We start from the raw sequence: 25,399 nt of genomic DNA on the forward strand, positions 1-25,399 counted from the left end.
CGGCGCCCCCGCCGCCACCCAGGGCGCCGCCGAGGAGTTGAGCTTGAGCGCCCGTACCAAGGGCGAGAAGAGCACTGGCGGCCGCGGCCGCGATCATCGTGGTGGTACGCATGTTGTTCTCCCAATTTTGCGAGCCGCTTCAGGCGTCTCTGGGAGGTCAAACGCTCGTGGCGTCGTTTTTCATCCCAATCTTCTTCAATTTCTCCTGATCACTGGCCCGCGAGGAGGGCGCGGCCGGCGCCGACGGCCACCGGGGAGGTGCGCAGATCGAAGGCCACCAGGCCCTTGCCGTAGACAGCGTCGGGGCCTCGCGCGCCAAGATCCCGGGCATCGCGCGCCAGGGCGGCGACCGCCCGTGACGCGTCCCCCGTGTCGGGCGACGGAAGGGCGAGCGCCAGTCGTCCGGCCACCAGTGGTGCGGCGAAGGAGGTGCCACGCAGGGCCACATAACCACCCTGGTTTGACGCCCCAGCCATGTCGGCGCCGGGCGCCGCGAAATCCACATGCCCGCCGCGTCCGGCCTCGGGCAGCACCTTGCGCTGGGCATCAACCCCGGTGACCGAAACCACGCCGGGGTAGGCCGCCGGATAGAGCGGTGGAGCGGCAGGGCCGTCATTGCCAACGGCAGCCACGACCAGGTGCCCTCGCGCCACCAAGGCGGCGACGGCGGCCCGCAGGGTCAGATTGGGGGGGCCCACCAGGCTGACATTGATCACCGGAACCTTGCTTTGGGCCATCCAGGCCAGGGCCTGGGCGATGATCACCGCCGAGCCGCCGGTAGGTGAGCCGCCATACACATCGGCCACCAGCAACCGAGCACCTGGGGCGGCGCCTCGGAACCTGTCGGCGCGGCCCGTCATCAGGGAGGCGACGGCGGTGGCGTGGGCGCTGACCTTCAGCCCTCCCGGCGCGAACCCCCGCTGTTCCACTGGACCGAGGCTCGGGTGGGCCGACACTCCGCCGTCCACGAGGCCAATGCGGACGCCAGCGCCATGGCCGCCTGCCGCGGGGCGACTTGGGCGAGCGTTCACGGCCCCGGCGCCGAGATAGATGTGGTTGAAGTCATACTGCCCTTGCGGGTCCAGCGCCTTGAGGCGTCGTACCGCCTCTCGCACGGAGACCCCGGCGGGCGGGCGAAGGGTGACGGTGCTGAGGCCAAGGCCGTCCAGCGGCGTCTCTTCGCCGATCCGGAACCCGGCCTTGCTGGCGATGGCCAGGGACTGCGGGGAAGGCGATAGCGCCACCACTTCGCTGCGAACCACGGCCTGGCCTTGATCATCGACGTCGATGACGTCGGCATGGTCGCGGATGAGGGCCTGAACCTGAGTGCTGCGCAGCGTGGCAAGGCCCCCCACGGGTGGCAAGGTCGGCGCGGCGGTGGGAAGGCTCGGGGCCCGTACGTTGGGCCTGGGTGGTGTCCGGGGCAGATCTGGGAATCCCTCCAGTGGGCGTCCGGCGATACTGGGCGCCGACGGCAAGCCGATCCCGCCCAACTGTGCGCTCGCCGGCAAGGCCATGACGCTCATGGCCAGGACGCTCAGCGAGCGGGCGATCCAGCGCTGATAGGGGCGCATCATGAATTCCTGATCCCGATGGAGACCTAAGCGCGGCAATGGCGTTTTGTTCCACATGTGGGTTTTCAGACGAAACGGACGCCGGTCCGGCGTCCGAAAACGCAACCAGCCAGAGGGAGTTATGGATGAAACGACCCGGCTGGCTCGTTTCATCCCCAGACAAGGGCGAGGTCTTGGACGGCTTTCAGCGTGAGATCATCGAACTGCTTCCCCGGTTGCGCCGCATGGCGCGGGCGATCACCCGGAGCGTGGCGGACGCTGACGACCTGACTCAGCTCACCGTGGAGCGCGCCCTGGTGCGTGCCGACCAGTGGGCGCCTGGGACCCGTCTCGACAGCTGGATGTACAGGATCATGAAGAACGCCTGGATCGACGAAGCCCGCAGCCGAACCCGCCAGGCCCGCATATTCGCGCCGGAGGAACAGGGGCTCAACATCGGCGCCGACGGGGAGGCGGCCATGGAGGCTCACCTGCAGGCCGCCTCTGTGGCCCAGGCGATGGCGCGCCTGCCTGACGATCAGAGACTGGCCGTGGCGCTGGTGTTGGTGGAGGGGTTATCGTATCGCGAAGCGGCTGCGGTGCTGGAGATTCCGGAGGGAACCCTCACCAGCCGCCTGGTCCGGGGCCGCAACGCCCTGTTGGCGGATCTGAGGGGTGCGGCATGAAAATCGATGACCGGAAACTTATCGCCTATGTCGACGGTGAACTGGACGCCTTCGGTCGCGCCGAGGTCGAAGCCGCCGTGGCCGCCGATCCGGTCCTGGGCGTGCGCCTGGAAGAGCATCGAATGCTGCGGGCCAAGGTCTCCGGCGCCTATGCGGCCGTGGTGCAAGAGAGCGTCCCGGCCCAACTGATGGCCGCCGCGCAAGCCGGCGCCAAGCCTGATCCCAACAATGTGGTGACGCTCGCAGATCGTCGCAAACCATCCCCCGTCGTCAAGCCGCAGATGAAGGTTTCCCTGCCGGCCTGGAGCTCGGCGGCCGCGACCCTGATGGTGGGCGTGGTGGCGGGTTATCTGATCTCGCAGCAGAACGCCGGGGTGCTGGCGCCCAGCATGGATGGGGCCCTGGTGGCCCGGGGTGGTCTGGCCAAGGCGCTCGACAACAACCTCTCGGCAAACTCGGGACCTACGCGTCTGGGCATCAGTTTCAAGACCGCCGACGGCCGTTACTGCCGGACCTTCCAAGCGGACGCCCAGCGCATGGCCGGGATCGCCTGCCATGAAGGACCCCGCTGGATCGCGCGGATGACCACGGCCGCCCCAGCCCCCAGCAAGAGCTTCGACTACCGTCCGGCCGCCAGCGCCACGGCGCCGGCGGTGCTGGCGGCTGTGGACGGGATGATTGAGGGCGATCCGCTGGATCGGGCCGGCGAGATGGCGGCCAAGGCGCGGCGCTGGCGGGACTAGGCCCGCAGGTCGAACATTGTGCCTCGGAACTTGTCCTCGACCCGTTGGCGGGTGACCTGTGCGTCGGTTTCCCGGTTTTTGACCTCCTCGGGCTTGGCCAGCAAGGGCTCGGGTTTGCGGGCGACTGTCGAGGCGCGATCCGGATTGGGCGTGAAGGGTGCGGCGTTGTCAGCCGGCTTGGGCGGCGTGACGAGACGCCGTAGGGCGTGGTCGGCGGCGACCGGGTAGGCGGTGATCGGGTCCATGCCGCCAACCTGGCAGGGCAGCATCAAGGTTTCGTTCAGACTTTGCGTTAATTGGCGGAAAGCCTGTTCCACACATGCGAACGGCCGACCCGTTGTGGGGGCCGGCCGTTCCATTGTCGGACCGCTCAGCGGTCCCGCAACCTGAAGCGCTTACGCGCAAGCCTCGTAAGCGGAGGCCCAGAGCACGGTTTCCACCTGCGGATGAAGACAATGAGACACTGGGTCACCTCCTTTCAGTTGTTGAACAAGACCTCGAATATGGGACCAATTTGATCGATCCGCAAATGTCGCCGTTGTCGCAATGCCGAGAACGTGTTCGGCGACCTGAAATCGGCGCCGGGCTTACCGTCGTCCGCTGGCCGCGGCCTCCTCGTGCAGGCTGGGACGGCGGCGCAGGTCGGTGACCGGGAGCGGCAGCTTGTCGAGCGCCTCGATCATCGCCGCGTAACCCGCGGCCACGGCCGGTTCGAAGGCGGCCCAGTCGCGGATCTCGACACCGGCCACGTCTGGCGTCACCAGCACGTCGGTGGCGTCGCGGGCCGCGATGAGATCTCGGCCTGTCGAGACGGTGGCGGCCCGCATGAGCAGCGAGACGATCGGCGGCCCCTTGCGCCACTGGCCGGAGAAGATCCAGCGCCACACGGAGGATGGGCGCGCCACGTCGGCCGCGGTGATCGAGCGGCCCCGCGAGACGTCGATGCCGATGATCGGCCCCAGCTCGTTGATTCGCATCACGTCGGCCGGGAAGTTCTTCATCACCGCCCCGTCCACAAGCACCTCGTTGTTGTGGGTGGCCGGTGGCAGGATACCGGGCAGGGAGATCGTGGCCCGCAGCGCCTCGCGCAGCAGGCCGCGCCGGTGCAGCTGGTAGGTGCCGGTCGTCAGGTTCGAGGACAGGCAGAAGAACGGCAGCCACATGTCGGCGATCTGCACCTCGCCGAAATGCTCGGCCAGCCGCTCACGCACCTTGTCGCCCCGGGTCATGGCCAGCAGCGGGAAGGCGATGTCGTCCAGCGGGCTGGTGGACACGAAGGCCGCGCGGATGCGCCACTCCATCTCTTCCTTGTCCCAACCCAGCGCGACCCCGGCGGCGATGATCGCCCCCATGGAGACGCCGCCGACGAAGTCGATGGGCACCTGGCGCTCGCGCAGGGCCTTCACGGCGCCGATGTGGGCGTAGGCCCGCGCCCCGCCGCCTGACAGAACCAGGCCCACGGCTTGGCCTGTCAGGACGCGGGCGATGCGCTGGACGTCGCCCGCATGGTCGCGGCGCATGTGGAAAAGGCGGGCGGGCTTGGCGGCGTCCATCCAGGCTTCCGACCCCTCCGGGGTCTTGGCGTCCCGCTTCTGGATCAGGATCAAATCCACCAGTTTCTGGCCCTGCAGAGGGCCATCGACGTGCGGATGGATCGCCTGCGGGGCGGCGTCGCCGTGGCCCATGCGGAACAGGCGGTCCACCTGTCGACCCACGACCTGGCGCCACCCAAGATCGGCGGCCTCGGCGCAGTAGAGAACGAAATCGTAGTCGCGCTCGACCTCGGAGAACCATTCGGTCGGCGCGTGCTGGGCCTCGGCGCCGACGACGGTGACGGAGTAGCCGAGCTTGCCGATTTCGCGGGCGATGCGGTCGACCTGCGGGCGCACGGCCACCGGTTCGCCCATGGTGACGAAACCGAACACCGAGGGCGCCGCGCCCGATGACTTGTTCGCCGCCTGGCGGCTGCGCAGGATCATCAGGCGGGCCAACTCGACCATCACCTCGGAATCGCGGTCACAGGCGTCGAAGAAGGCGTCCCGGGGCAGGGCGAAGATCTCCGAGTCACGCAGGGCCACCACATGACCCGAGTGCGGCACGCCCGAGATCATCGACATCTCTCCGGCCGGCTCTCCCGGGCGGATCACGCCGAGGAACTGCGGCTCGTGGCCCTCTTCGCGGCGGAAGGCGCCCAGGCGGCCGGCGCGCACGAAATAGAGATGGTCAGCCGGCTCGCCCGCGTCGAACAGGGTCACGCCGCCCGGCAGGGAAAACCAGGTGGCTTCGCCTTGGGCGCGCTCGTCCTCGAAGAGGCGCGAGAGCGCGGAATCAGTCGAGATGCCCGGTAGGTTCGCCACGCGGGCAAGCTAGCCTGCGTCGCTCGCCCCGGCTATGCCTTGGATATGCCCATACTGAAGACCGCCATCGACACCCACGGCGAGGCCTTCCAGGCCAACGAACAGGTCAATCGCGCCCTGGTGTCACAGCTGCGCGAGCGGGTGGCGTCGGCCGCCCTCGGCGGCCCCGAGCCGTCGCGCCAGCGCCACGCGAGTCGTGGCAAGCTGCTGCCGCGAGAGCGAGTGATGCGCCTGCTGGACGCGGGCTCGCCCTTTCTGGAGGTGGGGGCGCTCACCGCCCACGGCCTTTATGACGGCGAGGCGCCTGGCGCCGGTGTCATCACCGGCATCGGGCGGGTCTCGGGCCGCGAGGTGATGATCGTCGCCAACGACGCCACGGTGAAGGGCGGGGCCTATTTCCCGCTGACGGTGAAGAAACACCTGCGCGCCCAGGAAGTGGCGATGCAGAACCGGCTGCCCTGCATCTATCTGGTGGACTCAGGCGGCGCGAACCTGCCGCACCAGGCTGAGGTCTTCCCCGACCGCGACCATTTCGGCCGCATATTCTTCAACCAGGCGCGGATGAGCGGCGCGGGGATCGCCCAGATCGCCTGTGTCATGGGCTCCTGCACCGCCGGCGGGGCCTATGTCCCGGCCATGAGCGACGAGACGGTCATCGTGCGCGGCGCGGGGGAGGAGAGCCAGGGAACCATCTTCCTGGGCGGCCCGCCCCTGGTGAAGGCCGCCACCGGTGAGGTCATCAGCGCCACGGAGCTGGGGGGCGCCGACACCCATGGACGCCGTTCGGGCGTGGTGGATCACGTGGCGGTGGACGACGAGCACGCCCTGCAGATCGTCCGTTCCATCGTCGGCAACCTGAACACCCGCAAGCCCGAGCAAGTGGTGCTGGCCGAGCCGCGCGAGCCGCTGTTCGACCCGGAGGAGCTGTATGGCATCGTCCCAACCGACGTTCGCGCGCCCTATGATGTGCGCGAGGTGATCGCCCGCATCGTCGACGGCTCGGAGTTCGACGAGTTCAAGGCGCTGTACGGCACGACCCTGGTCACCGGTTTCGCCCGCATTTGGGGCCAGCCCGTCGCCATCCTGGCCAACAACGGGGTGCTGTTCTCGGAGAGCGCGCTGAAGGGCGCCCACTTCATCGAGCTGGCCTGCAAGCGCGGGATCCCGCTGGTCTTCCTGCAGAACATCTCCGGCTTCATGGTCGGCGGGAAATACGAGGCCGGCGGCATCGCCAAGGACGGGGCCAAGCTGGTGACGGCGGTGGCGTCGGCCGAGGTGCCCAAGTTCACCGTCCTGATCGGCGGCTCGTTCGGGGCCGGCAATTACGGGATGTGCGGCCGGGCCTATTCCCCGCGCTTCATGTGGAGCTGGCCCAACAGCCGCATCAGCGTGATGGGCGGGGAGCAGGCCGCCAGCGTGCTGGCCACCATCCGCCGCGACGGGGTCGAGGCCCGAGGCGGCGATTGGCCGGCCGCCGAGGAAGAAGCCTTCAAGGCTCCGATCCGCGACCGTTATGAGACCGAGGGCGATCCCTATTTCGCCACGGCGCGGTTGTGGGACGACGGCATAATCGATCCCGCTCAAACTCGCGATGTGCTCGGCCTCTCGATCTCGGCGGCGCTTAACGCGCCGATCCCGGAAACCAGGTTCGGCGTCTTCCGGATGTAGCGGGTTTCGAGGGGGGCTGACCGAGGGCGCCGATACTCTGCTCGACTAGCCGCCGATCAGCGCACGGCCCAACTGGCCCACCAGCACGCCGAGGCTGACAGATGTGGCCATGACGCCGAGGACCAAGGCGAGGTTCGCCGTCGCGCGGCGCGCGACGGACGTCCGTGGGCGGCGGGGGATGCCTGTCGCGAAGCGGGGGGCGCCCAAAATCTGACTCAGAGAGGGCTCGTCGTTGGTCCTGCGCATGCTCAATCCTTTTCGCGACGTTGGGGGGAAGCGCGTCGCGTATCGATCTGCTGTTTCGGACAGAGCGGCCTGCGGATCAACCGCCAATATGCCCGCAATGGGGTGGTTTTCCCGCCGTGGTGACAGAATCGCCATTCACCGCCCATGCGAACCCAGGACCTATGTCCAAGTCGCCGCGTTGGGCTTATGTCCCCATCACACCGTTCCGAACGAGGCACTCATGACCAATCCCATCGCCGATCCCCTGGTCGAGGTTCCCGACACCGACCTGGACGCGACCCTGGTGAAGATCGAGGCCACGAGGGAGGGTGTCGCCATGGTCACCATCAATCGTCCGCAACGTCGCAACGCCTTTGACGCGCGGCTGATCGCGGCCCTGTCCGAGGCCTTCGAGACCTTGCAGGGCGCGGAAGGGGTTCGGGTCGTCTTCCTGAGGGGCGCTGGCGGAACCTTCAGCGCCGGGGCTGACCTCGATTGGATGCGCGAGGCCGCCGACCGCACGGAGAGTGACAACCGCGAAGACGCTTACGCCATGGCCAAGATGCTCAAGAGCCTGTGGGACATACCAGCCCTGACCGTGGCCCTGGTGGAAGGCGGGGCATTTGGCGGCGGCGCCGGCCTGGCCGCCACCTGTGACATGGCGATCTCCACGGCGGCCGCCAAGTTCAGCTTCTCCGAGGTCCGCCTGGGCCTGATCGCCGGCACCATCAGCCCCTATGTGGTGGGCGCTGTCGGGCCTCGCACGGCGCGCGCCCTGTTCGCCACGGGCTCGGTGTTCGACGCCGCCTATGCCGAGAAGGTCGGCCTGATCACCGAGGTGGTGGCCGACACCGCAGCCCTCGACGTCGCGTGCGCGCGCATCGCCGCCGAGATGATGGCCTGCGCTCCCGGCGCGGTGGCCGACTCCAAGAAGTTGGTCGAGGATGTCGCCTATAGACCTATTGAGGATGTGATGGAAGAGACCGCCAAGCGCATCGCCCGCACCCGGGTGAGCCCCGAAGGTCAGGAGGGGGTTCGCGCCTTCCTCGAAAAGCGCAAGGCGTCCTGGGTCGTCTGATCCTGCGCTGGCAGGACTCTCCACGCCCCTCTAGGATCGCGGCATGATCAGTTCCGTCCTCGTCGCCAATCGTGGGGAGATCGCCCGCCGGGTCTTCAGAACCGCCCGGCGCATGGGTATCGCCACGGTGGCCGTCTATTCGCAGGCTGACGCCGATGCGCCTCATGTCCGCGAGGCGGACCAGGCGGTGCTGATCGGCCCCGCCGCCGCGCGCGAGAGTTATCTGGTGGGTGAGAAGATCATCGGCGCCGCCCTGCAGACCGGCGCCGAGGCGATCCATCCCGGCTATGGCTTCCTCTCAGAGAATGCCGCCTTTGCTGAAGCCGTGGTCGCCGCCGGGCTGATCTGGATCGGCCCCCCGCCAGCCGCCATCAAGGCCATGGGCCTGAAAGACGCCGCCAAGTCCTTGATGCAGAACGCCAAAGTTCCCGTCACTCCCGGCTATCTCGGGGAGGACCAGTCCCTGGAACATCTGCAAGCGGTGACGGGAGAGATCGGCTATCCCGTGCTCATCAAGGCCGTGGCCGGCGGTGGCGGCAAGGGCATGCGCAAGGTCGACAGGCCTGAGGACTTCGCCGCCGCGCTCGCCTCCTGCCAGCGGGAGGCCGCCGCCAGCTTCGGCGACGCCAAGGTTCTGATCGAGACCTACGTCACCCGGCCGCGCCACATCGAGGTGCAGATCTTCGGGGATAGCCACGGCAACGTGGTCCACCTGTTCGAGCGCGACTGCTCCCTGCAGCGCCGGCACCAGAAGGTCATTGAGGAGGCTCCGGCGCCGGGCATGAGCGCCGCCGCTCGCGCGGCCGTGACCGAGGCTGCGGTCAAGGCCGCCAAGGCCGTGAACTATGTCGGCGCCGGCACCGTGGAGTTCATCGCTGACGCCAGCGCAGGCCTAAGGCCGGACCGGATATGGTTCATGGAGATGAACACCCGCTTGCAGGTGGAGCATCCCGTCACCGAGGCGGTCACCGGTGTTGATCTGGTGGAATGGCAGTTCCGCGTCGCCTCGGGTGAGCCTCTGCCGCTCCGGCAGGATCAAATTCATCTCAACGGGCACGCGGTCGAGGCCCGGCTCTATGCCGAGAACCCCGCCGCGGGCTTTCTACCGTCCATCGGGGTGCTGGAGCACTTCGTCCTTCCCGACGACATTCGGGTCGACACCGGGGTGGAAGAGGGAGGCGAGGTCAGTCCCTTCTACGATCCCATGATCGCCAAGCTGATCGCCCATGCGTCGACGCGGGAGGGCGCCAGCGACCGACTGGCTCAGGCCTGCGCCGAGGTGGAGATCTGGCCGGTGAAGACCAATGCCGGCTTCCTGGCCCGCTGCCTGGATCACCCCGACTTCATCGCTGGTGAGGTGGACACCGGTTTCATCGAGCGCCACCTCGACGATCTTGCCTCCACGCCTGCCCCTTCCGACGAAATTCTGGCGGTGGCCGCCGCCGCCGCCCTGGCCGAGGATGACGAGGACCATGGCGATCCCTGGAAGGGATTGACCGGGTTCCGCATGAACGCAGCGGCAGAGACCGCCGTGCGCCTGTTCCTCGATGGGCGGCCCCTTGACGCCCCCTTGCCGGATGGGGACATCGAGGCTGACATCCTGATGACAGAGGACGGCGAGGTCGTGGTCTTTGAAGGCGGCGAGACCTATGTCCTGGCAACCCGTCCGCCCCTTCGAGATCTCGACGATATGGCCGGTGACGCTCAGGTGAGGTCCCCCATGCCGGGTAAGGTGGTGGCTGTCGCCGTCTCGGTCGGCGACACTGTGGTACGCGGCCAAGCGCTGCTGACCCTGGAGGCCATGAAGATGGAGCACGCCCTCACTGCGCCCTTCGACGGCGAGGTGGAGGCCCTGAACGTCTCCGTCGGCGATCAGGTCAGCGAGGGCGTAACCTTGGCGCGGCTGAAGGCGTCGGCCTGATGGCCCTGCATATGCTCCGCCTCTGCGTCGGCTGCGACACCATCGAGGACCTGTTGGCCTACCATCCCGACGACAGCGAACCCTGGCTGCTGCACACCCGCATGAGCCCCAAGCGCGCCGAGGAACTGATCGACGGCGGGTCGCTCTACCGGATCTTCAAGGGCATGATCCTGTGTCGGCAGAAAATCCTCGCCGTGCGCACGGTGGGGGAGCATCCCAACGCGCGCTGCGAGATCACCCTTGATCCCGAGATCATTCGTGTCGCGCCAACCCCGCGCCGCGCCTTCCAGGGGTGGCGCTATTTCGATCCGAAGGACGTGCCGCCGGACCTAGACACCAGCCCCGATGGGGAAATTCCGATGGAACTGGCGCGCCAGCTCCGGGAGGCCGGGGCCTGGTAGGCTAGACGGCCATATTGTCGATGAGTCGTGTCTTGCCGAGGATTCCGGCGGCCAGGATGCGGGCGGGGCCGCTGATCGGACCGGGGCCGAGCTGAGCCAGGCTCGACGCATCTCGCACCTCGAAATAGTCCACACGGCTGAAACCGGCCCGCTCCAGGGCCGCGCGGCCGGTGTTCTCCACGCGATCCACCGCCACACCGTCGCGGAGCCGTCCCACGGCGTCGCGCAGGGCGGCGGCCAGGCTGGGGGCGGCCTCACGCTCGACCGGCGTCAGGTAGGCGTTGCGCGAGGAGAGGGCCAGGCCGTCATCGGCCCGCGCTGTCGGCGCGCCAATCACCTCCACCGGGATGTCCAGATCCGCCACCAGTCGCTTGATCACCTGAAGCTGCTGGTAGTCCTTCTCGCCGAACACCGCGACGTCAGGCCCACATTGGAGGAGCAGCTTGCTCACCACAGTCGCCACGCCGGCGAAGTGGCCCGGCCGCGCCGCGCCGTCCAGGGGCTCTGAGACCCCTGTCACGGTCACCGTGGTGGAGAAGTCCGGCGCGTACATCGCCGCGACGGTCGGCGCGAACAGCAGGTCGCAGCCGGCGCTCTCGAGCAGGCTCGCATCCTTGGCCTCGTCGCGGGGGTAGGCGTCGAAATCCTCGTGCGGCGCGAACTGGGTGGGGTTCACGAACACGCTGGCGACGACGCGCTGGGCCCTGGTCTTGGCCAGGGTCACCAGGGACAGGTGGCCGGTGTGCAGGGCGCCCATGGTGGGAACCAGACCGACCGTCTCTCCAGCCCGCCGCCAAGCGGCCACTTGAGCGCGAAGGTCTGCGACGGTACGGACGATGGCGAGGGGCATGGGGGAGGCTCCGTCACGAAAAGGCGGGCCGCTTATGACTTTGATGTGGGCATCCGTCCACAGGCGGCGGCGTCAGGCGCGTTGACGGAGCAGGGGTGGCGGCCTCACCTGTTAACCAATCGAATCAGCGCGACGCCGCTGGCTGAGATGGTGTGGAGTTTTAAGGAACCATGTCCCAACCCAAGGTCATTGTGATCGGCAACGAGAAGGGCGGCGCCGGCAAGTCGACGCTCGCCATCCACATCGCCACCGCCCTGCTGCATTCCCACGCGAGAGTTTCCGTGCTGGATCTCGACCTGCGCCAGCAGTCGATGGGGCATTTCTTCGCTCACCGGGCCGCCTGGCTGGCCGCCAATGGCGTCACCGCGCCCATGCCCGTCGAGCATCCCCTGAGCGCCGATCTGGCAAAGGCGTCGGACGAGGAGGCTCTGGGCCGCTTCGAAGAGGCCTTCAGCGCCGCCGAGTCCTCCGACTACATCCTGATTGACACCCCCGGCGGCGACACCGCGGTCAGCCGCGCCGCCCACGGGATGGCCGACCTGATCGTCACGCCGATGAACGACAGCTTCGTCGACTTCGACATGCTGGGCGTGGTCGATCCGGTGACCCTCGATCTGAAGCGCCCCAGCCTCTATTCCGAGACCGTCTGGAACAGCCGCAAGATTCGCGCGGCCGCCTGCGGCAAGTCCATCGACTGGGTGGTGCTGCGCAATCGCCTGGCGCCTACCGAGGCCCGCAACCGTCGCCGGGTCGATGAGCGGGTCCAGGCCCTGTCGCGCAGGGTCGGCTTCCGGGTCGGCCCGGGCCTGCGTGACCGGGTCATCTACCGCGAGCTCTTCCCCTTCGGCCTGACCATCGCTGACCTGTCCCCCACCATCCGCCCCGTGGCCATGTCGCTGCAGCATGTGGCGGCCCGCCAGGAGCTTCGCGCCCTGGTGGGGTCGCTCGGCCTGGACGTGGGCGATGAGCTTATGGCCGCCCAGTAGTGTCCTATATCGCGCTGGGCTGCGTGATCCTGGCGCTGCTGATGTGGGCCGGCGGTGGCAAGGCGATCCTGAAGCGCCGCGAATGGCGTTTTCTCTCCGGGGGCTTCGCGATCATGGCCTTCGCCGGCGCGGCCTATGTGGGCCTCAAGGGCGCCTGGGGCTCGGCCATCGTCCTGGTGGTGTTGGGCATGGGGCTAGCGATCTCCACCCGCCGCACCGGCGTCATGCCGCCCCGCGCCAGCGCGGCCATGAGCGAGGTCGAGGCTCGCTCGATCCTGGGAGTCGGGGCAGGGGCGACGCCTGCGGAAATCCAGGCCGCCTACAATCGCTTGATGCGTCTGGCCCATCCCGACAAGGGCGGGACAGACGGCCTAGCCGCCCAGCTCAACGCGGCGCGCGACAAGCTCACTCGCAAGTAGCGGTCTTTCGTACGAGGTGGGCCGACGACGGCATCCGCATCGCCTGTCGCTTCTCACCCCGGCTTGACGACCATGCAGGGAAGCTTTTTGGCCTTCAGCGCTCCGCAGGCATCCTTGGCCGAGGATTCTGTGAAGCCCGAGAAGCGGGCGCGATAGGTGCCGCCTATGGAATCGGTGCCGCCGTCCGCCCGGCCGAAGTGCTTGCCGAAGCGCTGTTCCACGAGGGAAAGCTGCTCCTTGGCGAGCGACCTGGACTTGAAGGCGCCCACCTGCACGATCCACTTTCCCCCGGGCTTCTTGTCATCCTTGGCCGACGTTTTCTTGCTCTCGACCTTCGAGGTGTCACTTGACTGCGAGCCGCGCAGGAGGTTGCGGGTGGGTGAGACAAAGTCATTGCTGGAGAAGGAGGCCGGCGGCGGCGCCGACGCCAGCACGATCCGCAGACCGTCCTGTTCACCGTCGCCCTGTTCGATGGATGGCCGCTCGATAGGGCCGGCGGGTTCGGGCTCGAACAGGTTCTGGGCGATGGTGATCTGCTCGCCGCGAGCTCTGCGGTTCATCACATCGAAGCCGGTGAGCAGCAGGTCTTCGGCGTTGTTGTTGCGCTTTGCGGTGGACGGCGCACCCAGCACCACGGCGATCAGGCGGCGGTTGTCGCGCACGGCCGAGATCGCGATGTTGTAGCCCGAGGCGTTGGTGTAGCCGGTCTTCAACCCGTCCACGCCGGGCATCGCCCCCAACAGGCCGTTGTGGTTGTTCATCGAGGCGCCGCGGAACGTGAACGATTGCTGGCTGAACAGCCGATAGTATTGCGGATAGTCGCGCATCACGGCGCGCGAAAGGATGCCGATGTCGCGGGCCGTCGAGAGCTGGCGGCTGTCGGGCAGGCCCGAGGCGTTCACGAAGCGGGTGTTGGCCATGCCCAGTTCCTGGGCGCGGAGAGTCATCATGGCTGCAAAACGCGCCTCGGATCCCCCCAGCTTCTCAGCCATGGCTACCGCGATGTCGTTCGCCGACTTGATGGACAGGGCCTGCATGGCCTCGTTGACCGTCAGGGACTCTCCAGGGGACAGGCCGAGCTTGGTGGGGGCCTGCGCCGCGGCGCGCGGCGAGATGATGATAGTGTCGTCTGGCCGCAGGCGGCCGGAGCTCAGCGCCTCGAATGCGAGGTAGAGCGTCATGATCTTGGTGATGGAGGCCGGATAGCGGGGGCTGTCGGCGCGCTTTGCGTAGAGGACCTCGCCGGTCTTCGCATCCACCACGATGGCCGCGTACTTTGGCGCGGTCGTGGGAAGGGACGGCATCGAGAGATAAGGTATTTGCGCCTGGGCGGAGGTCGCCAGGGGGGAGGCCGCCGTCAGGGCGGCGGCGCCAAGGGCGACAAACAGGCGGCGGGCGCGCTCGAACATTGCGGTTCGTCCGTCGAATCAAAGGGTTGGACGACCCCCCGGTCGCCGTACTGAAACCCTATCATGACACCTCGGAGCTTGCGCGAGAGTAAACACCTCTTGAGCGAGCCCATTTGTCACGTTGCGAGTTTCCCGGGTGGTCGGCCGAATTCGCGCAAACGGCGATGTTGCACCGCAACAAAAGCGCTTGACTGCTGCACTGCAACATGAGAAATAGGCTGCGAGATCAAAGAGCCGCAACGCCCGAGTGGTGCGACGCGGCAAAGCCCGTCAACCACTATTCCGGAGTTTTACACCATGGCCGCCGCCGAAACCGTCAAGAACACCGTCGAACAGTTCACCACCGCTGGTAACGCCGCCTTCAAGGACGCCATCGAAAAGTCCCTGGCCGGCCTCGCCGACGCCAACGCTCATTCCAAGAAGAACCTGGAAGCCGTCATCGCCTCGGTGACCGCCGCCACCAAGGGTGCTGAAGCCCTCGGCGCCCAGGCCACCGCCTATTCCAAGAAGGCCGTGGAAGCCAATGTCGCCGCCGCCAAGTCGCTGTCGGGCGCCAAGTCGATCCAGGAAGTTGTCGAGCTGCAGACCAGCTTCGCCAAGTCCTCGATGGAAGCCTACATGGCCGAGCTCTCCAAGATGGGCGAGATCGTTTCCGCCTCCCTGAAGGACTCCATGAAGCCCCTCAACGAGCGCGTCACCGCCGCTGTCGAGAAGCTGCAGGCCGTCCGCTAAGCCTTTCAAGGTCCCTCCAGCCGCGCCTGCGTATTTGGCGCGGACCCTGCGAAGGCCCGGACCGGAAACGGTTCGGGCCTTTTCACTTTTCGCGTGCTTTCCCAGAGCGCTGAAAGCGCGGTAGACCTTGGGCTATGTCACAGGTCGAAGAACGCTTAGCCGCGCAAGGGATCACCCTCCCGCAGCCCGTCGCCCCGGTCGCCAACTATGTCCCGTTCGTCCGGGTCGGCGGCCTCGTCCACATTTCCGGCCAGGTCTCCCTGGATGCGAGCGGTGGCGTGCGTGGGATCGTCGGCGAAGATGTCGACATGGAGACCGCCAAGGGGGCCGCGCGCCTATGCGGAATCAATCTGATCGCCCAGATGCGGGCCGCCTGCGACGGTGACCTCGACCGGGTTGTCAGGGTGGTGAAGCTGGGCGGCTTCGTGCAGGCCGGTCCTGGGTTCTTCGAGATTCCTCAGGTGGTGAACGGCGCCTCCGACGTGATGGTGGCCGCCTTCGGGGACGCCGGAAAGCACGCCCGTTCGGCGGTGGGTGTCTACCGCCTGCCGATGAACTTCGCCGTCGAGGTCGACGCCGTGGTGGAAATCCGGTGAACGAGCTCAAGACTCAATTCGGCGAAGCCTGGGACTTCCTGTTCCATCCGCCCGTCGCGCACCGCGGGCTGTGGTCACCGGACGGCGCGCCGGAGAATTCCCTGGGCGCCTTTCAGGCGGCTTGCCATGCGGGCTACGGCATCGAGCTGGATGTCCATCTGTCAGCGGATGGCGAGGCCGTGGTCTTCCACGACCATGGGCTGAAGCGCATGACCGGAGTCGAGGGCAAGCTGAAGGATCGAACGGCGGCTGAGCTCGCCGAACTTCGGCTCAAGGGGACGGATGAGCGCATCCCGACGCTCATGGAGACTCTGGCTCTGATTGGCCATCGGGCCATGGTCCATATCGAGTTGAAGACCGACTTCGGGGCCGTGGGCCCTCTGGAGCAACGGGTGCACGAGGTTCTCATCGATCACGCCGGCCCCACCTGCGTGATCGGGTTCAATCCCTATTCCCATGCCTGGTTCGCCGACCGCTTCCCGGGCGTGCTGCGGGGCCTGGACAGCTACAGCTGGGAAGAGGACACGCCTCACCTCTCGGCCGAACAACGGAAGTCATTCGCGCGGCTGGAGCAGGTCTCCATCGCCCGGCCGCACTTCCTGGCCATGAGCCTGGACATGGTGCAAAGCGAAGCGGCGGTGAAGCACCGCGCCGAGGGTATGCCCATCGTGGCCTGGACGGTGCGCAAGCCAGAGCAGTGGGACGCGCTCAAAGACCACTGCGACAACCTGATCTTCGAGGGTTGGGCCGCGTGAGTCTGACGTCGGCGGTCAAGGTCAGCCGCCGGATCGCTGACATCGGCCGCGAGGCCTGGGACGCCTGTGCCCTCAACCCAGAATATGCCGCCAACCCTTTTGTTTCCTTCGACTTCCTGGATATCGTCGAGCAGTCCGGCTGCGCCATCGAGCGCATGGGTTGGGGGCCGCAGCACCTGTCGGTGGAGGATACCGACGGCCAAGTCGCTGCGGTCATGCCGCTCTACCTGAAATCCCACAGCCAGGGCGAATACATCTTCGATCACAGCTGGGCCGAGGCCTATGAGCGGGCCGGGGGCCGCTACTATCCCAAGCTGATCTCGGCCGCCCCCTTCACCCCCGCCACCGGCCCGCGCCTGATTGTGCGGCCCGGCGTCGACGTGGAAACGGCGCGCAAGACCCTGCTCACCGGGGCCGTGACGCTGTGCGAGCGCTACGACTCCTCGGGCCTCCACATCAACTTCCCCACGGACGACGAGTGGACCTGGCTGGGCGGGCAGGGGCTCTCGATGCGGGAGGGCCAGCAGTACCATTGGGAGAACGCCGGCTATGCCGACTTCGACGCCTTCCTGGGCGCCCTGTCGTCAGGCCGCCGCAAGACGATCCGGCGCGAGCGGCGGGATGCGCAGGCCGCAGTGGAAATCCTGCCGCTGACCGGCGCGGACATCACCGAGGAACACTGGGACGCCTTCTACGGCTTCTACATGGACACCGGGTCGCGCAAGTGGGGGCGGCCCTATCTGAACCGGCCGTTCTTCTCTCTGCTGGGGGAGCGGATGGCCGACAGGGTGCTGCTGGTGATGGCGCGGCGCAACGGCGCCTGGGTGGCCGGCGCCCTGAACCTGATCGGCGGCGATTGCCTCTACGGACGCAACTGGGGCTGCGTCGAGGACATCCCCTTCCTGCATTTCGAGCTCTGCTACTATCAGGCCATCGAGTGGGCCATCGGCCGCGGCTTGGCGAGGGTGGAAGCGGGCGCGCAGGGCCAGCACAAGATCGCCCGTGGCTACCTCCCCAGCCCCGTCCGTTCGGCGCACTTCATCGCCGACCCCATGCTGCGCGGACCCGTCGAGGACTTTGTCGCCCGTGAGCGTGAGGCGGTGGAGGGCGAGATGGAGTGGCTGGCCGAAGAGTTTTCGCCATTCCGGCAGGACAGCTAGGAAGCCTCCCATGCCTGCTCGATCAGGGCCATCAGCTTGGGGTCCAGATCGGCGGGGGAGGCGAGGGTGAGCTTGGATTTCAGTCGCTCCGACCAGCCCTCGGCCTTGGGTTCCGTGAGACGCGGGTCGGCGTCCGGCGGCACGGCCAGGCCCAGCACCACCTGGCCGCCTTTGATGGGCTTGGCCGAAGCGAACTGGAAGTTGCGCGAGAAGCCGGTGAAGGCCTTGCGCTGGCCGGTGACCACATCGGGCAGGGCGGTGCAGGCGCGTTCAACCGCCTCGAAGATGGCGGTCGCCTGCGGGTCCCTCCAGACGCCTGCGCGCAGCTTCTCGGGCTGGTCCCAGCCTGACCCGGTGGGGAAGGCGGCCGACATCACCATATTGGCGCGGTTCATTCCCAGGCCGTGATGTTCCTTCATCCAGGCGATGCGGGTCATGGTCTTGGTCTCGGGGCAGGTCTTGGCGATGGCGACCCACTCATCGAGAGTCTTGCCGGTCTCCTTCTCCAGGCTGGACCGGGCGGTGGCGAACCACTTCTGCTGGCGAGGGCTCAGGCCCTTCGCATTGTCGGCGTCGGCGGTTCCCATGCGGGCCTCCCTCTGTGTTAGGACGCTTCACATGACTTCATCAGGAGCGCGCCATGAGCTTGGACGGGACCTACGACGACGGCAACATTTTCGCCAGGATCCTGCGCGGGGAGATGCCCAGCGCGCGCGTCTTCGAGGACAGTCACGTCTATGCCTTCATGGACGTCTTCCCGCAGGCGCGGGGTCACACCCTGGTGATCCCCAAGCACTCCACCGCCCGCAATCTGTTGGAGGAGGACCCGGCGTCGCTCGGCCCCCTGATCCTGGGCGTGCAGCGGGTGACTCGGGCGGTGCGGACGGCGTTGAAGCCGGACGGCATCGTGGTGACGCAGTTCAACGGCGCCCCGGCCGGACAGACCATCTATCACCTGCATTTCCACATCATCCCGCGCTGGGAGGGCCAGGCCCTGGGCCGCCACGGCGAGGGCGGCATGGCTGACCCGACGGAGCTCAAGGCGCTGGCGGACCAGATCGCGGCGCAGATCGTCTAGCCAAAGAAAAACCCCGGTCGCGAGACCGGGGTTTTCCATTTCAGCTTGTTGGTGGGGCTTAGCCAGCCAGTTCCGGGGCGGCCGCCGCCGCGTCCTCTGCGGGGTTCTCGATGATCGGCGCGCCGGGCTCGGTGTTCTCGCCCTCGATCTCGAAGGCCAGCTTGGAGTCCTTCAGCACCACCTTGACGTGGCCACCTTTCACCAGCTTGCCGAACAGGATCTCGTCGGCCAGCGGCTTCTTGATGTGCTCCTGGATCACGCGGGCCAGGGGCCGGGCGCCGTAGAGCTCGTCGAAGCCGTTCTTGGCTAGCCAATCGGCGGCCTCGTCCGTGGTTTCGATGGTGACGTGGCGGTCGGCCAGCTGGGCTTCCAGCTGGATCACGAACTTCTGGACGACCTGGCGGATGATGTCCTGGGTCAGCGGCTTGAAGGCCACCACCGCGTCGAGACGGTTGCGGAATTCCGGCGTGAACAGGCGTTTCAGGGCCTCGTCGACCTCATCGGCCTGCTTCCCTCGGCCGAAGCCGATGGCGTTGCGTTGGGCGTCCGAAGCGCCGGCGTTGGTGGTCATGATCAGGACCACGTTGCGGAAGTCGACCTTCTTGCCGTTGGAGTCGGTGAGGACGCCATGGTCCATCACCTGCAGCAGGATGTTGAAGACGTCCGGGTGAGCCTTCTCGATCTCGTCCAGCAGCACCACACAGTGGGGGTGCTGATCGACGGCGTCGGTCAGCAGGCCGCCCTGGTCGAACCCGACATAGCCGGGAGGCGCGCCGATCAGGCGGCTGACCGTGTGGCGCTCCATGTACTCGCTCATGTCGAAGCGCAGGAGCTCGATGCCCATGGTGCCGGCCAGTTGGCGTGCGGTCTCGGTCTTGCCGGTGCCGGTGGGACCCGAGAACAGGTAGCAGCCGATGGGCTTGTTGGGATCGCGCAGGCCGGCCCGGGCCATCTTCATGGCCGCCGACAGCTGCTCGATGGCGTCGTCCTGACCATAGACGGCGCGCTTCAGGTCCTCGTGCAGCTGCTTCAACGCCTCGGTGTCGGTCTTGGAGACCGACTTGGGCGGGATGCGGGCGATCTTGGCCACGACGGCCTCGACCTCCTTCAAGCCGATGGTCTTCTTGCGACGACCCTCGGGCAGAAGCATCTGGCTGGCGCCGGCCTCATCGATGATGTCGATGGCCTTGTCGGGTAGCTTGCGGTCGGTGATGTAGCGGGCCGACAGCTCCACCGCCGCCTTGATGGCGTCGTTGGTGTAGCGGAGCTTGTGGAACTCCTCGTAGTAGGTCTTCAAGCCCTTGAGGATCTTGATGGTGTCCTCGATCGTCGGCTCGTTCACGTCGATCTTCTGGAAGCGCCGGACAAGCGCCCGATCCTTCTCGAAGTGCTGACGGAACTCCTTGTAGGTCGTCGAGCCCATGCAGCGCAGGGAGCCCGAGGCCAGGGCCGGCTTCAGCAGGTTGGAGGCGTCCATGGCTCCGCCGCTGGTGGCGCCGGCGCCGATCACGGTGTGGATCTCGTCGATGAACAGGATCGCGTCGGCGTGGCTCTCCAGTTCCTTGACCACCTGCTTCACGCGCTCTTCGAAATCCCCGCGATAACGGGTGCCGGCCAGCAGGCTACCCATGTCGAGGGAGAAGATGGTGGCGTTGGCGAGGACCTCGGGGACCTGATGGTTGACGATCTTGCGCGCCAAGCCCTCGGCGATCGCGGTCTTGCCCACGCCGGGGTCGCCCACCAGCAGCGGGTTGTTCTTGGTGCGGCGGCAAAGGATCTGGATGCAGCGCTCCACCTCGGACGAACGTCCGATCAGGGGGTCGACCTTGCCCTGCTTGGCCTTCTCGTTGAGGTTGACGCAGTAGGCCTCGAGGGCCTCGCCGCCGGTCTTCACCGCGGGCTTGTCCTCGTCTTCCGCGCCCTTGACGGGCTTGGCCGCGCCCTCGGCGCCGGCCTTCTTGGCGATGCCGTGGGCGATGTAGTTCACCGCGTCGTAGCGCGTCATGTCCTGCTCTTGCAGGAAGTAGGCAGCGTGGCTTTCGCGCTCAGAGAAGATGGCCACCAACACGTTGGCGCCGGTCACCTCTTCGCGGCCCGAGGACTGCACGTGGATCACGGCGCGCTGGATCACGCGCTGGAAGCTGGGCGTGGGTTTGGCGTCCTCGCCGTCATCCACCACGAGCGATCGCAGCTCGTTGTCCACGTAGTTGGTCAGGGTCGTCTTCAACGACGGGAGCGCGACGTCACAGGCGAGCATCACGCCAGCGGCGTCCTCATCGTCGATGAGGGACAGGAGCAGGTGCTCCAGGGTCGCGTATTCGTGCTTTCGCTGATTGGCGAAGGCCACCGCGCGGTGAAGGGATTCTTCTAAGTGGCGTGAGAATGACGGCAAGCTGGGCCTCAATCCTTTTCCATGGTGCATTGCAACGGATGCTGATGCCGGCGCGCGGTATCAACGACCTGGGCCACCTTTGTTTCCGCCACTTCGTAAGTGAACACGCCGCACACGCCCACGCCGTGTTGGTGGACATGCAGCATGATCCGCGTCGCGTCTTCGCGCGACTTGTGGAAGTACTGCTCAAGCACATAAACGACGAACTCCATCGGAGTGTAGTCGTCGTTGAGGAGCAGCACCCGGTACAGAGACGGCTTCTGCGTTTTCGGCTTGGTCTGTGTGATGACCGCCGATTTTACGCCCGTCTCCTGATCACCTTGCTTTCGCTCGGCCATCGAACAGGTCTCCTCGACGGTCACGGGACCGCCCTACAGATGGATTAGATATGGAAAAGACGGCCGTATGGAAGGGTCGAAATGGTCGCGCGGGGCGAGATCGTTCCAAAGGCCACAGTTTTTACCATGCTAACGAGCCGCAGATGGGGCTCGGACCCTTCGTTTTCAATCCTGAGCCGAGGATTTCCCGTGTAGGGCGCGTGCGGAGGTAAGAGCCGCGGCTCCGAATCGCGCCCGGATCGCATCGGCGGTCTTTTCGCCGGCAAGGGTGCGGCGCTCATCGCCGCCGAAGAAGTCGTCCTCGACGTCCTGTGGTTCGATCAGGTCGGTGATCCCCACGCCGATCAATCGCCAGGAGCGGTTGCGCCCGCCGATCTTCAGTTCCGCCGCCAACAGTTCCTTGCCGATGGCCAGGATGGACCGTGTGGTCTGGGTCGGCACGGGCAGGGTCTTGCGCCGGGTGATGATCTTGAAGTCGGCGCCCCGCAGCTTCAGCGTCACGACCCGACCGGCCACATTGCCGCCGCGCGCCTGCCGCCCGACCTTTTCCGCCAGCCACGGCAGTTGCGCCTCCAGATCGGTCTGAGAACGCAGATCCTCGTTGAAGGTGGTCTCGGCGCTGATGGACTTGCGGATCTGGTCGGGGTTGACGACCCGGGTGTCGCGCCCGTGGGCGAGCCCATGCAGGCGCAGGCCATTGGGACCGAAGCGGGCGGCCAGATCCTTGCTGTCGGCGCGGGCGATGTCGCCGACGGTGATGAAGTTTGAGCTCTCCAGGCTGGCCACCATGGCCGGCCCAACCCCCGGCAGAATGCCCACGGGCTTCTTCGCCAGGAACGCCTGGGCCTCGGCTCCGATCACTGAGAAGCCCCGCGGCTTGTCCAGATCCGAGGCGATCTTGGCCAGGAACTTGTTCGCCGCCAGGCCGATCGAGACGGTGATCCCCACCTCGTCCTCGATCCGGCTCTGCAGCCGCGCCAGGGTTTCGGCCGGCGTCGCGCCATGCAGGCGCTCGGTTCCTGAAAGGTCCATCCAGGCTTCATCCAGGGAAAGCGGCTGAACAAGCGGCGTCAGGTTGGCCATCATCGCCATGATCCGCCGGCTCTCGGTGCGGTACTTGCTGAAGTCCGGCTTGATGATCACCGCCTGAGGGCAGGCCTTGATGGCCTTGTACATCGGCATGGCCGAGCGGACGCCGTTGATGCGGGCGATGTAGCAGCAGGTGGTCACCACGCCGCGCCGGCCGCCGCCGACGATCACCGGGACGTCGCGTAGCTCCGGCCGGTCGCGCTTCTCCACCGAGGCGTAGAAGGCGTCGCAATCCATGTGCGCGATGGAGAGGCTGTCCAGTTCCGTGTGCGCCACGATCCGCGGCGACCCACAGGCGGGGCAGCGGCGCTCGAACGCGCCGCGGTGGAAGCAATCGCGGCAGAGCGCGCTCACAGACCGGTGCCCATACGGATCATGGGACCAGCATACCCGATTTGTTCCGCTAGCCGATGGTCTGTTCGATGGCTGCCCGCAGTTCGTCCCAGTCGTCGATGCGGGTGTGCAGGTCGAGCTTGGCCGGCGCCAGCGGGCGGAGTCGGGGATCGGCGACGTGCTGGAAGCGGGTCACCTGGGGCGCAGAGACCGCAACCGAGTCGAGGTTGGAGATCAGGTCGTCGATGAACACCGTGGGGCCGCCCGTCTGCTCGGCCAGGCCCGCCGCGAGCGGCCCCTTCGGTCCGGTGTTGAGAATGAGCGGATAGTCCATGCCGTGGCGGCCCAGCCAGCGGGCGCGTGCCAAGCGGGCCGGCCCTGGCGCATTGGTCAGGATCACGATCCCGGCCTGCCTCGACAGGGCCTGGAGAGCTGCGGAGCCCCCCGGCGTCGGCGTCATGTCGCCGCAGCCGTATCGAAAGAAGTCGTCGTAGTGCTTACGTCCGTCCTCGATCGCCAGGTGTTCGCTCTCGCCTGGACGGTAGATGTTCTGAAACAGAGCGAACTTGTCGACCCGGAACTCCAGGCCCCGATCCTCCAGAAAGGCCCCAAAGCCTTGCATGAAAAGGCCCAGCACCTCGTCGACGTCGACGATCAACAGCGGACGGGTGGTGTCGACCCCCAGGTCGGTCAGCCGGGGCGCGCGGGGTGGTTCGGCCACGGGGGCCTCCAAATGCGACTAACGCGAGTTTAAGGATATCCGTGAGATCAAGAGGCCCAAGGTGAGATCGGTTACCGATTCGCCAGACCAAGGATCGTCGGACGAAATGGCCAAGAAGGTCCTCATCGTCGAGGATAACGAGCTGAACATGAAGCTCTTTCATGATCTGCTCGATGCCCAAGGCTACGAAACGCTGCAGACCCGTGAGGGATTGCAGGCGCTGGCGCTCGCACGCGAGCACCGTCCGGACCTGATCCTGATGGATATCCAGCTTCCCGAGATCTCCGGCCTGGAGGTCACCAAGTGGCTCAAGGAAGATGACGACCTCGCCCATATCCCCGTGGTCGCCGTCACCGCCTTCGCCATGAAGGGGGATGAGGAGCGCATTCGCGAGGGCGGATGCGAGGCCTACATCTCCAAGCCCATTTCGGTGTCGCACTTCCTCGACACTATCCGCCGCCTGTTGAGTTAGCCGCCATGACCGCGCGCATCCTGGTTGTCGACGACATCGAGGCCAACGTCCGCCTCCTCGAAGCCAAGCTCTCGGCTGAGTATTACGAAGTGCTCATCGCCTATGACGGCCCGACAGCGCTCGCCATCGCCGCCAAGGAAAAACCCGATATCGTCCTGCTGGACGTCATGATGCCCGGCATGGACGGCTTCCAGGTCTGTCGGCGGCTGAAGGATGACCCTGAGACCCGGCACGTGCCGGTGGTGCTGGTCACGGCCCTGGACGGCCGCGCCGACCGCATCGCCGGCCTGGAGGCCGGGGCCGACGAGTTCCTCACCAAGCCCATCGACGATGTCATGTTGTTCGCCCGGGTGCGGAGCCTGACCCGCCTGAAAATGGTGATCGACGAACTGCGTGACCGCGAGGCCTCCGGCCGCCGCATGGGGGTCATCGCCGGCGCCGCCTCCCGCCTCGGCGGATCGGGCGGCCGGGTGCTGATCGTCGATGACCATGAACGCCAGGCTCAGCGCGTCGCCAGCGAACTGGCCATCGAGCACCGGCCGATCATCGAGAGCGATCCCGAAAAAGCCCTGATGACCGCCAAGGGGCCGGTGGATCTGGTGATCGTCAACGCGGCCGCCCGCGCCTTCGACGGCCTGCGCTTCACCGCCCAGCTCCGTTCCGACGAGGCGACCCGCCATCTGCCGGTCCTGGCCATCGTCGACTTCGACGAACGCGAGCGCCTGGTGAAGGCCCTGGAAATCGGGGTCAACGACATTCTGTCCAAGCCGATCGACCCGCAGGAACTCTCAGCCCGCGCTAAGACCCAGATCCGGCGCAAGCGCTACACAGACTATCTGCGCGACAATCTCGACCACTCCCTGGAACTGGCCGTCACCGACCAGCTCACCGGCCTGCATAACCGCCGCTACATGGTGGGGCAGCTGGAGGCCCTGGTGAAGCGCGCGACCCTGGGGGGCGATCCCGTCGCCACTCTGCTGATCGACATCGACCACTTCAAGAAGATCAACGACGGTTACGGCCACGATGTCGGCGACGAGGTGCTGCGTGAGTTCGCCGTGCGCCTGGCCTCCAATGTGCGCGCCATCGACCTGCCGTGCCGCTACGGCGGTGAGGAGTTCGTGGTGGTCATGCCCGACACCAAGATCGAGGACGCCGAGCGCATCGCCGAACGCATCCGGCTGCATGTGGCCGGCTCGCCCTTCCGGGTGATGAATGGCTCTGAGCTGCTGACCGTCACCATCTCTATCGGGGTGGCCGCAACGCTGGGGGCAGGGGACCGCCCCGAAGCCCTGCTCAAGCGCGCCGACGAAGCCGTTTACGAGGCCAAGGCTTCGGGCCGCAACAAGGTCATCGCCCGGGCGGCTTAGGCTTTCAAGTCATTGACGCAAAAGAAAAACGCCCGGTCTCGCGACCGGGCGTTTTCGAATCGTGCAG

General features: G+C 66.7%; 26 protein-coding genes. 15 read left to right on the forward strand and 11 right to left on the reverse strand.

Features of this window, described 5'->3' with window-relative positions:
* Nucleotides 1–209: 209 nt before the first annotated feature.
* Entirely contained in the window at nucleotides 210–1,577 is a 1,368-nt protein-coding gene (locus AAC997_RS13685) for a S8 family serine peptidase (protein ID WP_340646256.1), read from the reverse strand.
* A 122-nt stretch (nucleotides 1,578–1,699) separates the two neighbouring features.
* On the opposite strand from AAC997_RS13685, the gene AAC997_RS13690 reads away from it, so the two are divergent.
* Both AAC997_RS13690 and AAC997_RS13695 read left to right on the forward strand, forming a co-directional pair.
* Nucleotides 1,700–2,239, forward strand: a complete 540-nt coding sequence (locus AAC997_RS13690; protein ID WP_340646257.1) for a sigma-70 family RNA polymerase sigma factor — start codon at nucleotides 1,700–1,702, stop codon at nucleotides 2,237–2,239.
* Nucleotides 2,236–2,982: an anti-sigma factor gene (locus tag AAC997_RS13695; protein WP_340646258.1), complete on the forward strand. Its 747-nt coding sequence runs from the start codon at nucleotides 2,236–2,238 to the stop codon at nucleotides 2,980–2,982. The genes AAC997_RS13690 and AAC997_RS13695 overlap by 4 nt, the downstream gene beginning before the upstream one ends.
* On the opposite strand, the gene AAC997_RS13700 is transcribed toward AAC997_RS13695, so the two are convergent.
* Both AAC997_RS13700 and AAC997_RS13705 read right to left on the reverse strand, forming a co-directional pair.
* The gene (locus AAC997_RS13700; RefSeq protein WP_340646259.1) at nucleotides 2,979–3,251 is read right to left on the reverse strand and encodes a hypothetical protein; all 273 of its coding nucleotides are present in this window, start codon (nucleotides 3,249–3,251) and stop codon (nucleotides 2,979–2,981) included. The genes AAC997_RS13695 and AAC997_RS13700 overlap by 4 nt on opposite strands.
* 318 nt (nucleotides 3,252–3,569) lie before the next feature.
* Complete coding sequence (locus AAC997_RS13705; protein ID WP_340646260.1) at nucleotides 3,570–5,339, reverse strand: patatin-like phospholipase family protein; 1,770 nt, start codon at nucleotides 5,337–5,339, stop codon at nucleotides 3,570–3,572.
* A gap of 45 nt (nucleotides 5,340–5,384) precedes the next feature.
* On the opposite strand from AAC997_RS13705, the gene AAC997_RS13710 reads away from it, so the two are divergent.
* Nucleotides 5,385–7,007 carry a carboxyl transferase domain-containing protein gene (locus AAC997_RS13710; protein WP_340646315.1) on the forward strand — a complete coding sequence of 541 codons (1,623 nt, stop codon included), beginning with the start codon at nucleotides 5,385–5,387 and terminating at the stop codon, nucleotides 7,005–7,007.
* Nucleotides 7,008–7,052: 45 nt separating this feature from the next.
* Here the strand turns inward: AAC997_RS13710 and AAC997_RS13715 are convergent, their stop codons facing one another.
* Nucleotides 7,053–7,253, reverse strand: a complete 201-nt coding sequence (locus AAC997_RS13715) for a hypothetical protein (protein ID WP_340646261.1) — start codon at nucleotides 7,251–7,253, stop codon at nucleotides 7,053–7,055.
* Between the two features lie 220 nt (nucleotides 7,254–7,473).
* On the opposite strand from AAC997_RS13715, the gene AAC997_RS13720 reads away from it, so the two are divergent.
* From AAC997_RS13720 to AAC997_RS13730, 3 genes are read left to right on the forward strand one after another with little or no spacing between them, the layout of a single operon-like run.
* On the forward strand, nucleotides 7,474–8,310 hold the full coding sequence (locus AAC997_RS13720; protein WP_340646262.1) for an enoyl-CoA hydratase-related protein: 837 nt from the start codon (nucleotides 7,474–7,476) through the stop codon (nucleotides 8,308–8,310).
* A gap of 43 nt (nucleotides 8,311–8,353) precedes the next feature.
* Entirely contained in the window at nucleotides 8,354–10,231 is a 1,878-nt protein-coding gene (locus AAC997_RS13725; RefSeq protein ID WP_340646263.1) for an acetyl/propionyl/methylcrotonyl-CoA carboxylase subunit alpha, read from the forward strand.
* On the forward strand, nucleotides 10,231–10,632 hold the full coding sequence (locus tag AAC997_RS13730) for a DUF1489 family protein (RefSeq protein WP_340646264.1): 402 nt from the start codon (nucleotides 10,231–10,233) through the stop codon (nucleotides 10,630–10,632). The genes AAC997_RS13725 and AAC997_RS13730 overlap by 1 nt, the downstream gene beginning before the upstream one ends.
* A 1-nt stretch (nucleotide 10,633) precedes the next feature.
* Here AAC997_RS13730 and panC read toward each other — a convergent pair whose 3' ends face one another.
* Nucleotides 10,634–11,482, reverse strand: a complete 849-nt coding sequence (gene panC / locus AAC997_RS13735; protein WP_340646265.1) for a pantoate--beta-alanine ligase — start codon at nucleotides 11,480–11,482, stop codon at nucleotides 10,634–10,636.
* Nucleotides 11,483–11,652: 170 nt separating this feature from the next.
* Here panC and AAC997_RS13740 point away from each other — a divergent pair, with 170 nt between their 5' ends.
* The gene (locus AAC997_RS13740; protein WP_340646266.1) at nucleotides 11,653–12,468 is read left to right on the forward strand and encodes a division plane positioning ATPase MipZ; all 816 of its coding nucleotides are present in this window, start codon (nucleotides 11,653–11,655) and stop codon (nucleotides 12,466–12,468) included.
* Nucleotides 12,468–12,887: a molecular chaperone DnaJ gene (locus AAC997_RS13745; protein ID WP_340646267.1), complete on the forward strand. Its 420-nt coding sequence runs from the start codon at nucleotides 12,468–12,470 to the stop codon at nucleotides 12,885–12,887. Before AAC997_RS13740 ends, AAC997_RS13745 begins: the two co-directional genes overlap by 1 nt.
* A 53-nt stretch (nucleotides 12,888–12,940) precedes the next feature.
* Here the strand turns inward: AAC997_RS13745 and AAC997_RS13750 are convergent, their stop codons facing one another.
* Nucleotides 12,941–14,296 carry a D-alanyl-D-alanine carboxypeptidase gene (locus tag AAC997_RS13750; protein WP_340646268.1) on the reverse strand — a complete coding sequence of 452 codons (1,356 nt, stop codon included), beginning with the start codon at nucleotides 14,294–14,296 and terminating at the stop codon, nucleotides 12,941–12,943.
* Between the two features lie 297 nt (nucleotides 14,297–14,593).
* Between AAC997_RS13750 and phaP the strand changes: the two genes are divergently transcribed.
* The 4 genes from phaP to AAC997_RS13770 all read left to right on the forward strand — a co-directional run bounded on the left by phaP (nucleotide 14,594) and on the right by AAC997_RS13770 (nucleotide 17,539).
* The gene (gene phaP / locus AAC997_RS13755) at nucleotides 14,594–15,028 is read left to right on the forward strand and encodes a TIGR01841 family phasin (RefSeq protein ID WP_215340021.1); all 435 of its coding nucleotides are present in this window, start codon (nucleotides 14,594–14,596) and stop codon (nucleotides 15,026–15,028) included.
* A gap of 134 nt (nucleotides 15,029–15,162) precedes the next feature.
* Complete coding sequence (locus AAC997_RS13760; protein WP_340646269.1) at nucleotides 15,163–15,624, forward strand: RidA family protein; 462 nt, start codon at nucleotides 15,163–15,165, stop codon at nucleotides 15,622–15,624.
* A complete protein-coding gene (locus tag AAC997_RS13765) occupies nucleotides 15,621–16,379 on the forward strand; it encodes a glycerophosphodiester phosphodiesterase (RefSeq protein ID WP_340646270.1) in 759 nt (252 codons plus the stop codon). Before AAC997_RS13760 ends, AAC997_RS13765 begins: the two co-directional genes overlap by 4 nt.
* Nucleotides 16,376–17,539, forward strand: coding sequence for a GNAT family N-acetyltransferase (locus AAC997_RS13770; protein ID WP_340646271.1), 1,164 nt, complete (start codon nucleotides 16,376–16,378; stop codon nucleotides 17,537–17,539). The genes AAC997_RS13765 and AAC997_RS13770 overlap by 4 nt, the downstream gene beginning before the upstream one ends.
* On the opposite strand, the gene AAC997_RS13775 is transcribed toward AAC997_RS13770, so the two are convergent.
* Entirely contained in the window at nucleotides 17,536–18,126 is a 591-nt protein-coding gene (locus AAC997_RS13775) for a DUF4287 domain-containing protein (protein WP_340646272.1), read from the reverse strand. The two genes, AAC997_RS13770 and AAC997_RS13775, sit on opposite strands and share 4 nt — an antisense overlap.
* A gap of 53 nt (nucleotides 18,127–18,179) precedes the next feature.
* Here AAC997_RS13775 and AAC997_RS13780 point away from each other — a divergent pair, with 53 nt between their 5' ends.
* The gene (locus AAC997_RS13780; protein WP_340646273.1) at nucleotides 18,180–18,617 is read left to right on the forward strand and encodes an HIT family protein; all 438 of its coding nucleotides are present in this window, start codon (nucleotides 18,180–18,182) and stop codon (nucleotides 18,615–18,617) included.
* Between the two features lie 58 nt (nucleotides 18,618–18,675).
* On the opposite strand, the gene clpA is transcribed toward AAC997_RS13780, so the two are convergent.
* The 4 genes from clpA to AAC997_RS13800 all read right to left on the reverse strand — a co-directional run bounded on the left by clpA (nucleotide 18,676) and on the right by AAC997_RS13800 (nucleotide 23,490).
* Complete coding sequence (gene clpA, locus AAC997_RS13785; protein WP_340646274.1) at nucleotides 18,676–21,009, reverse strand: ATP-dependent Clp protease ATP-binding subunit ClpA; 2,334 nt, start codon at nucleotides 21,007–21,009, stop codon at nucleotides 18,676–18,678.
* A gap of 8 nt (nucleotides 21,010–21,017) precedes the next feature.
* Complete coding sequence (gene clpS, locus AAC997_RS13790; protein WP_340646316.1) at nucleotides 21,018–21,347, reverse strand: ATP-dependent Clp protease adapter ClpS; 330 nt, start codon at nucleotides 21,345–21,347, stop codon at nucleotides 21,018–21,020.
* A 165-nt stretch (nucleotides 21,348–21,512) separates the two neighbouring features.
* A complete protein-coding gene (locus AAC997_RS13795; RefSeq protein ID WP_340646275.1) occupies nucleotides 21,513–22,790 on the reverse strand; it encodes a DNA polymerase IV in 1,278 nt (425 codons plus the stop codon).
* Nucleotides 22,791–22,839: 49 nt separating this feature from the next.
* Complete coding sequence (locus AAC997_RS13800) at nucleotides 22,840–23,490, reverse strand: hypothetical protein (protein WP_340646276.1); 651 nt, start codon at nucleotides 23,488–23,490, stop codon at nucleotides 22,840–22,842.
* A 106-nt stretch (nucleotides 23,491–23,596) separates the two neighbouring features.
* On the opposite strand from AAC997_RS13800, the gene AAC997_RS13805 reads away from it, so the two are divergent.
* Both AAC997_RS13805 and AAC997_RS13810 read left to right on the forward strand, forming a co-directional pair.
* Nucleotides 23,597–23,962 carry a response regulator gene (locus AAC997_RS13805; RefSeq protein WP_340646277.1) on the forward strand — a complete coding sequence of 122 codons (366 nt, stop codon included), beginning with the start codon at nucleotides 23,597–23,599 and terminating at the stop codon, nucleotides 23,960–23,962.
* A gap of 5 nt (nucleotides 23,963–23,967) precedes the next feature.
* On the forward strand, nucleotides 23,968–25,332 hold the full coding sequence (locus AAC997_RS13810; protein WP_340646278.1) for a PleD family two-component system response regulator: 1,365 nt from the start codon (nucleotides 23,968–23,970) through the stop codon (nucleotides 25,330–25,332).
* The last annotated feature ends 67 nt before the right edge of the window (nucleotides 25,333–25,399 follow it).

The organism is Phenylobacterium sp. (assembly GCF_037968635.1).
Lineage (GTDB): Bacteria > Pseudomonadota > Alphaproteobacteria > Caulobacterales > Caulobacteraceae > Phenylobacterium.

Excerpts from the sequence above, each read along its gene's own strand:
- AAC997_RS13730 (WP_340646264.1), top strand. The coding sequence starts at position 10,231 with ATGGCCCTGCATATGCTCCGCCTCTGCGTCGGCTGCGACACCATCGAG.
- AAC997_RS13720 (WP_340646262.1), top strand. The coding sequence starts at position 7,474 with ATGACCAATCCCATCGCCGATCCCCTGGTCGAGGTTCCCGACACCGAC.
- AAC997_RS13740 (WP_340646266.1), top strand. The coding sequence starts at position 11,653 with ATGTCCCAACCCAAGGTCATTGTGATCGGCAACGAGAAGGGCGGCGCC.
- AAC997_RS13685 (WP_340646256.1), bottom strand. The coding sequence starts at position 1,577 with ATGATGCGCCCCTATCAGCGCTGGATCGCCCGCTCGCTGAGCGTCCTG.
- AAC997_RS13700 (WP_340646259.1), bottom strand. The coding sequence starts at position 3,251 with ATGCTGCCCTGCCAGGTTGGCGGCATGGACCCGATCACCGCCTACCCG.
- AAC997_RS13775 (WP_340646272.1), bottom strand. The coding sequence starts at position 18,126 with ATGGGAACCGCCGACGCCGACAATGCGAAGGGCCTGAGCCCTCGCCAG.
- AAC997_RS13805 (WP_340646277.1), top strand. The coding sequence starts at position 23,597 with ATGGCCAAGAAGGTCCTCATCGTCGAGGATAACGAGCTGAACATGAAG.
- AAC997_RS13695 (WP_340646258.1), top strand. The coding sequence starts at position 2,236 with ATGAAAATCGATGACCGGAAACTTATCGCCTATGTCGACGGTGAACTG.
- phaP (WP_215340021.1), top strand. The coding sequence starts at position 14,594 with ATGGCCGCCGCCGAAACCGTCAAGAACACCGTCGAACAGTTCACCACC.
- AAC997_RS13715 (WP_340646261.1), bottom strand. The coding sequence starts at position 7,253 with ATGCGCAGGACCAACGACGAGCCCTCTCTGAGTCAGATTTTGGGCGCC.
- AAC997_RS13690 (WP_340646257.1), top strand. The coding sequence starts at position 1,700 with ATGAAACGACCCGGCTGGCTCGTTTCATCCCCAGACAAGGGCGAGGTC.
- clpS (WP_340646316.1), bottom strand. The coding sequence starts at position 21,347 with ATGGCCGAGCGAAAGCAAGGTGATCAGGAGACGGGCGTAAAATCGGCG.
- AAC997_RS13780 (WP_340646273.1), top strand. The coding sequence starts at position 18,180 with ATGAGCTTGGACGGGACCTACGACGACGGCAACATTTTCGCCAGGATC.
- AAC997_RS13760 (WP_340646269.1), top strand. The coding sequence starts at position 15,163 with ATGTCACAGGTCGAAGAACGCTTAGCCGCGCAAGGGATCACCCTCCCG.
- panC (WP_340646265.1), bottom strand. The coding sequence starts at position 11,482 with ATGCCCCTCGCCATCGTCCGTACCGTCGCAGACCTTCGCGCTCAAGTG.
- AAC997_RS13810 (WP_340646278.1), top strand. The coding sequence starts at position 23,968 with ATGACCGCGCGCATCCTGGTTGTCGACGACATCGAGGCCAACGTCCGC.
- AAC997_RS13750 (WP_340646268.1), bottom strand. The coding sequence starts at position 14,296 with ATGTTCGAGCGCGCCCGCCGCCTGTTTGTCGCCCTTGGCGCCGCCGCC.
- AAC997_RS13725 (WP_340646263.1), top strand. The coding sequence starts at position 8,354 with ATGATCAGTTCCGTCCTCGTCGCCAATCGTGGGGAGATCGCCCGCCGG.
- AAC997_RS13710 (WP_340646315.1), top strand. The coding sequence starts at position 5,385 with ATGCCCATACTGAAGACCGCCATCGACACCCACGGCGAGGCCTTCCAG.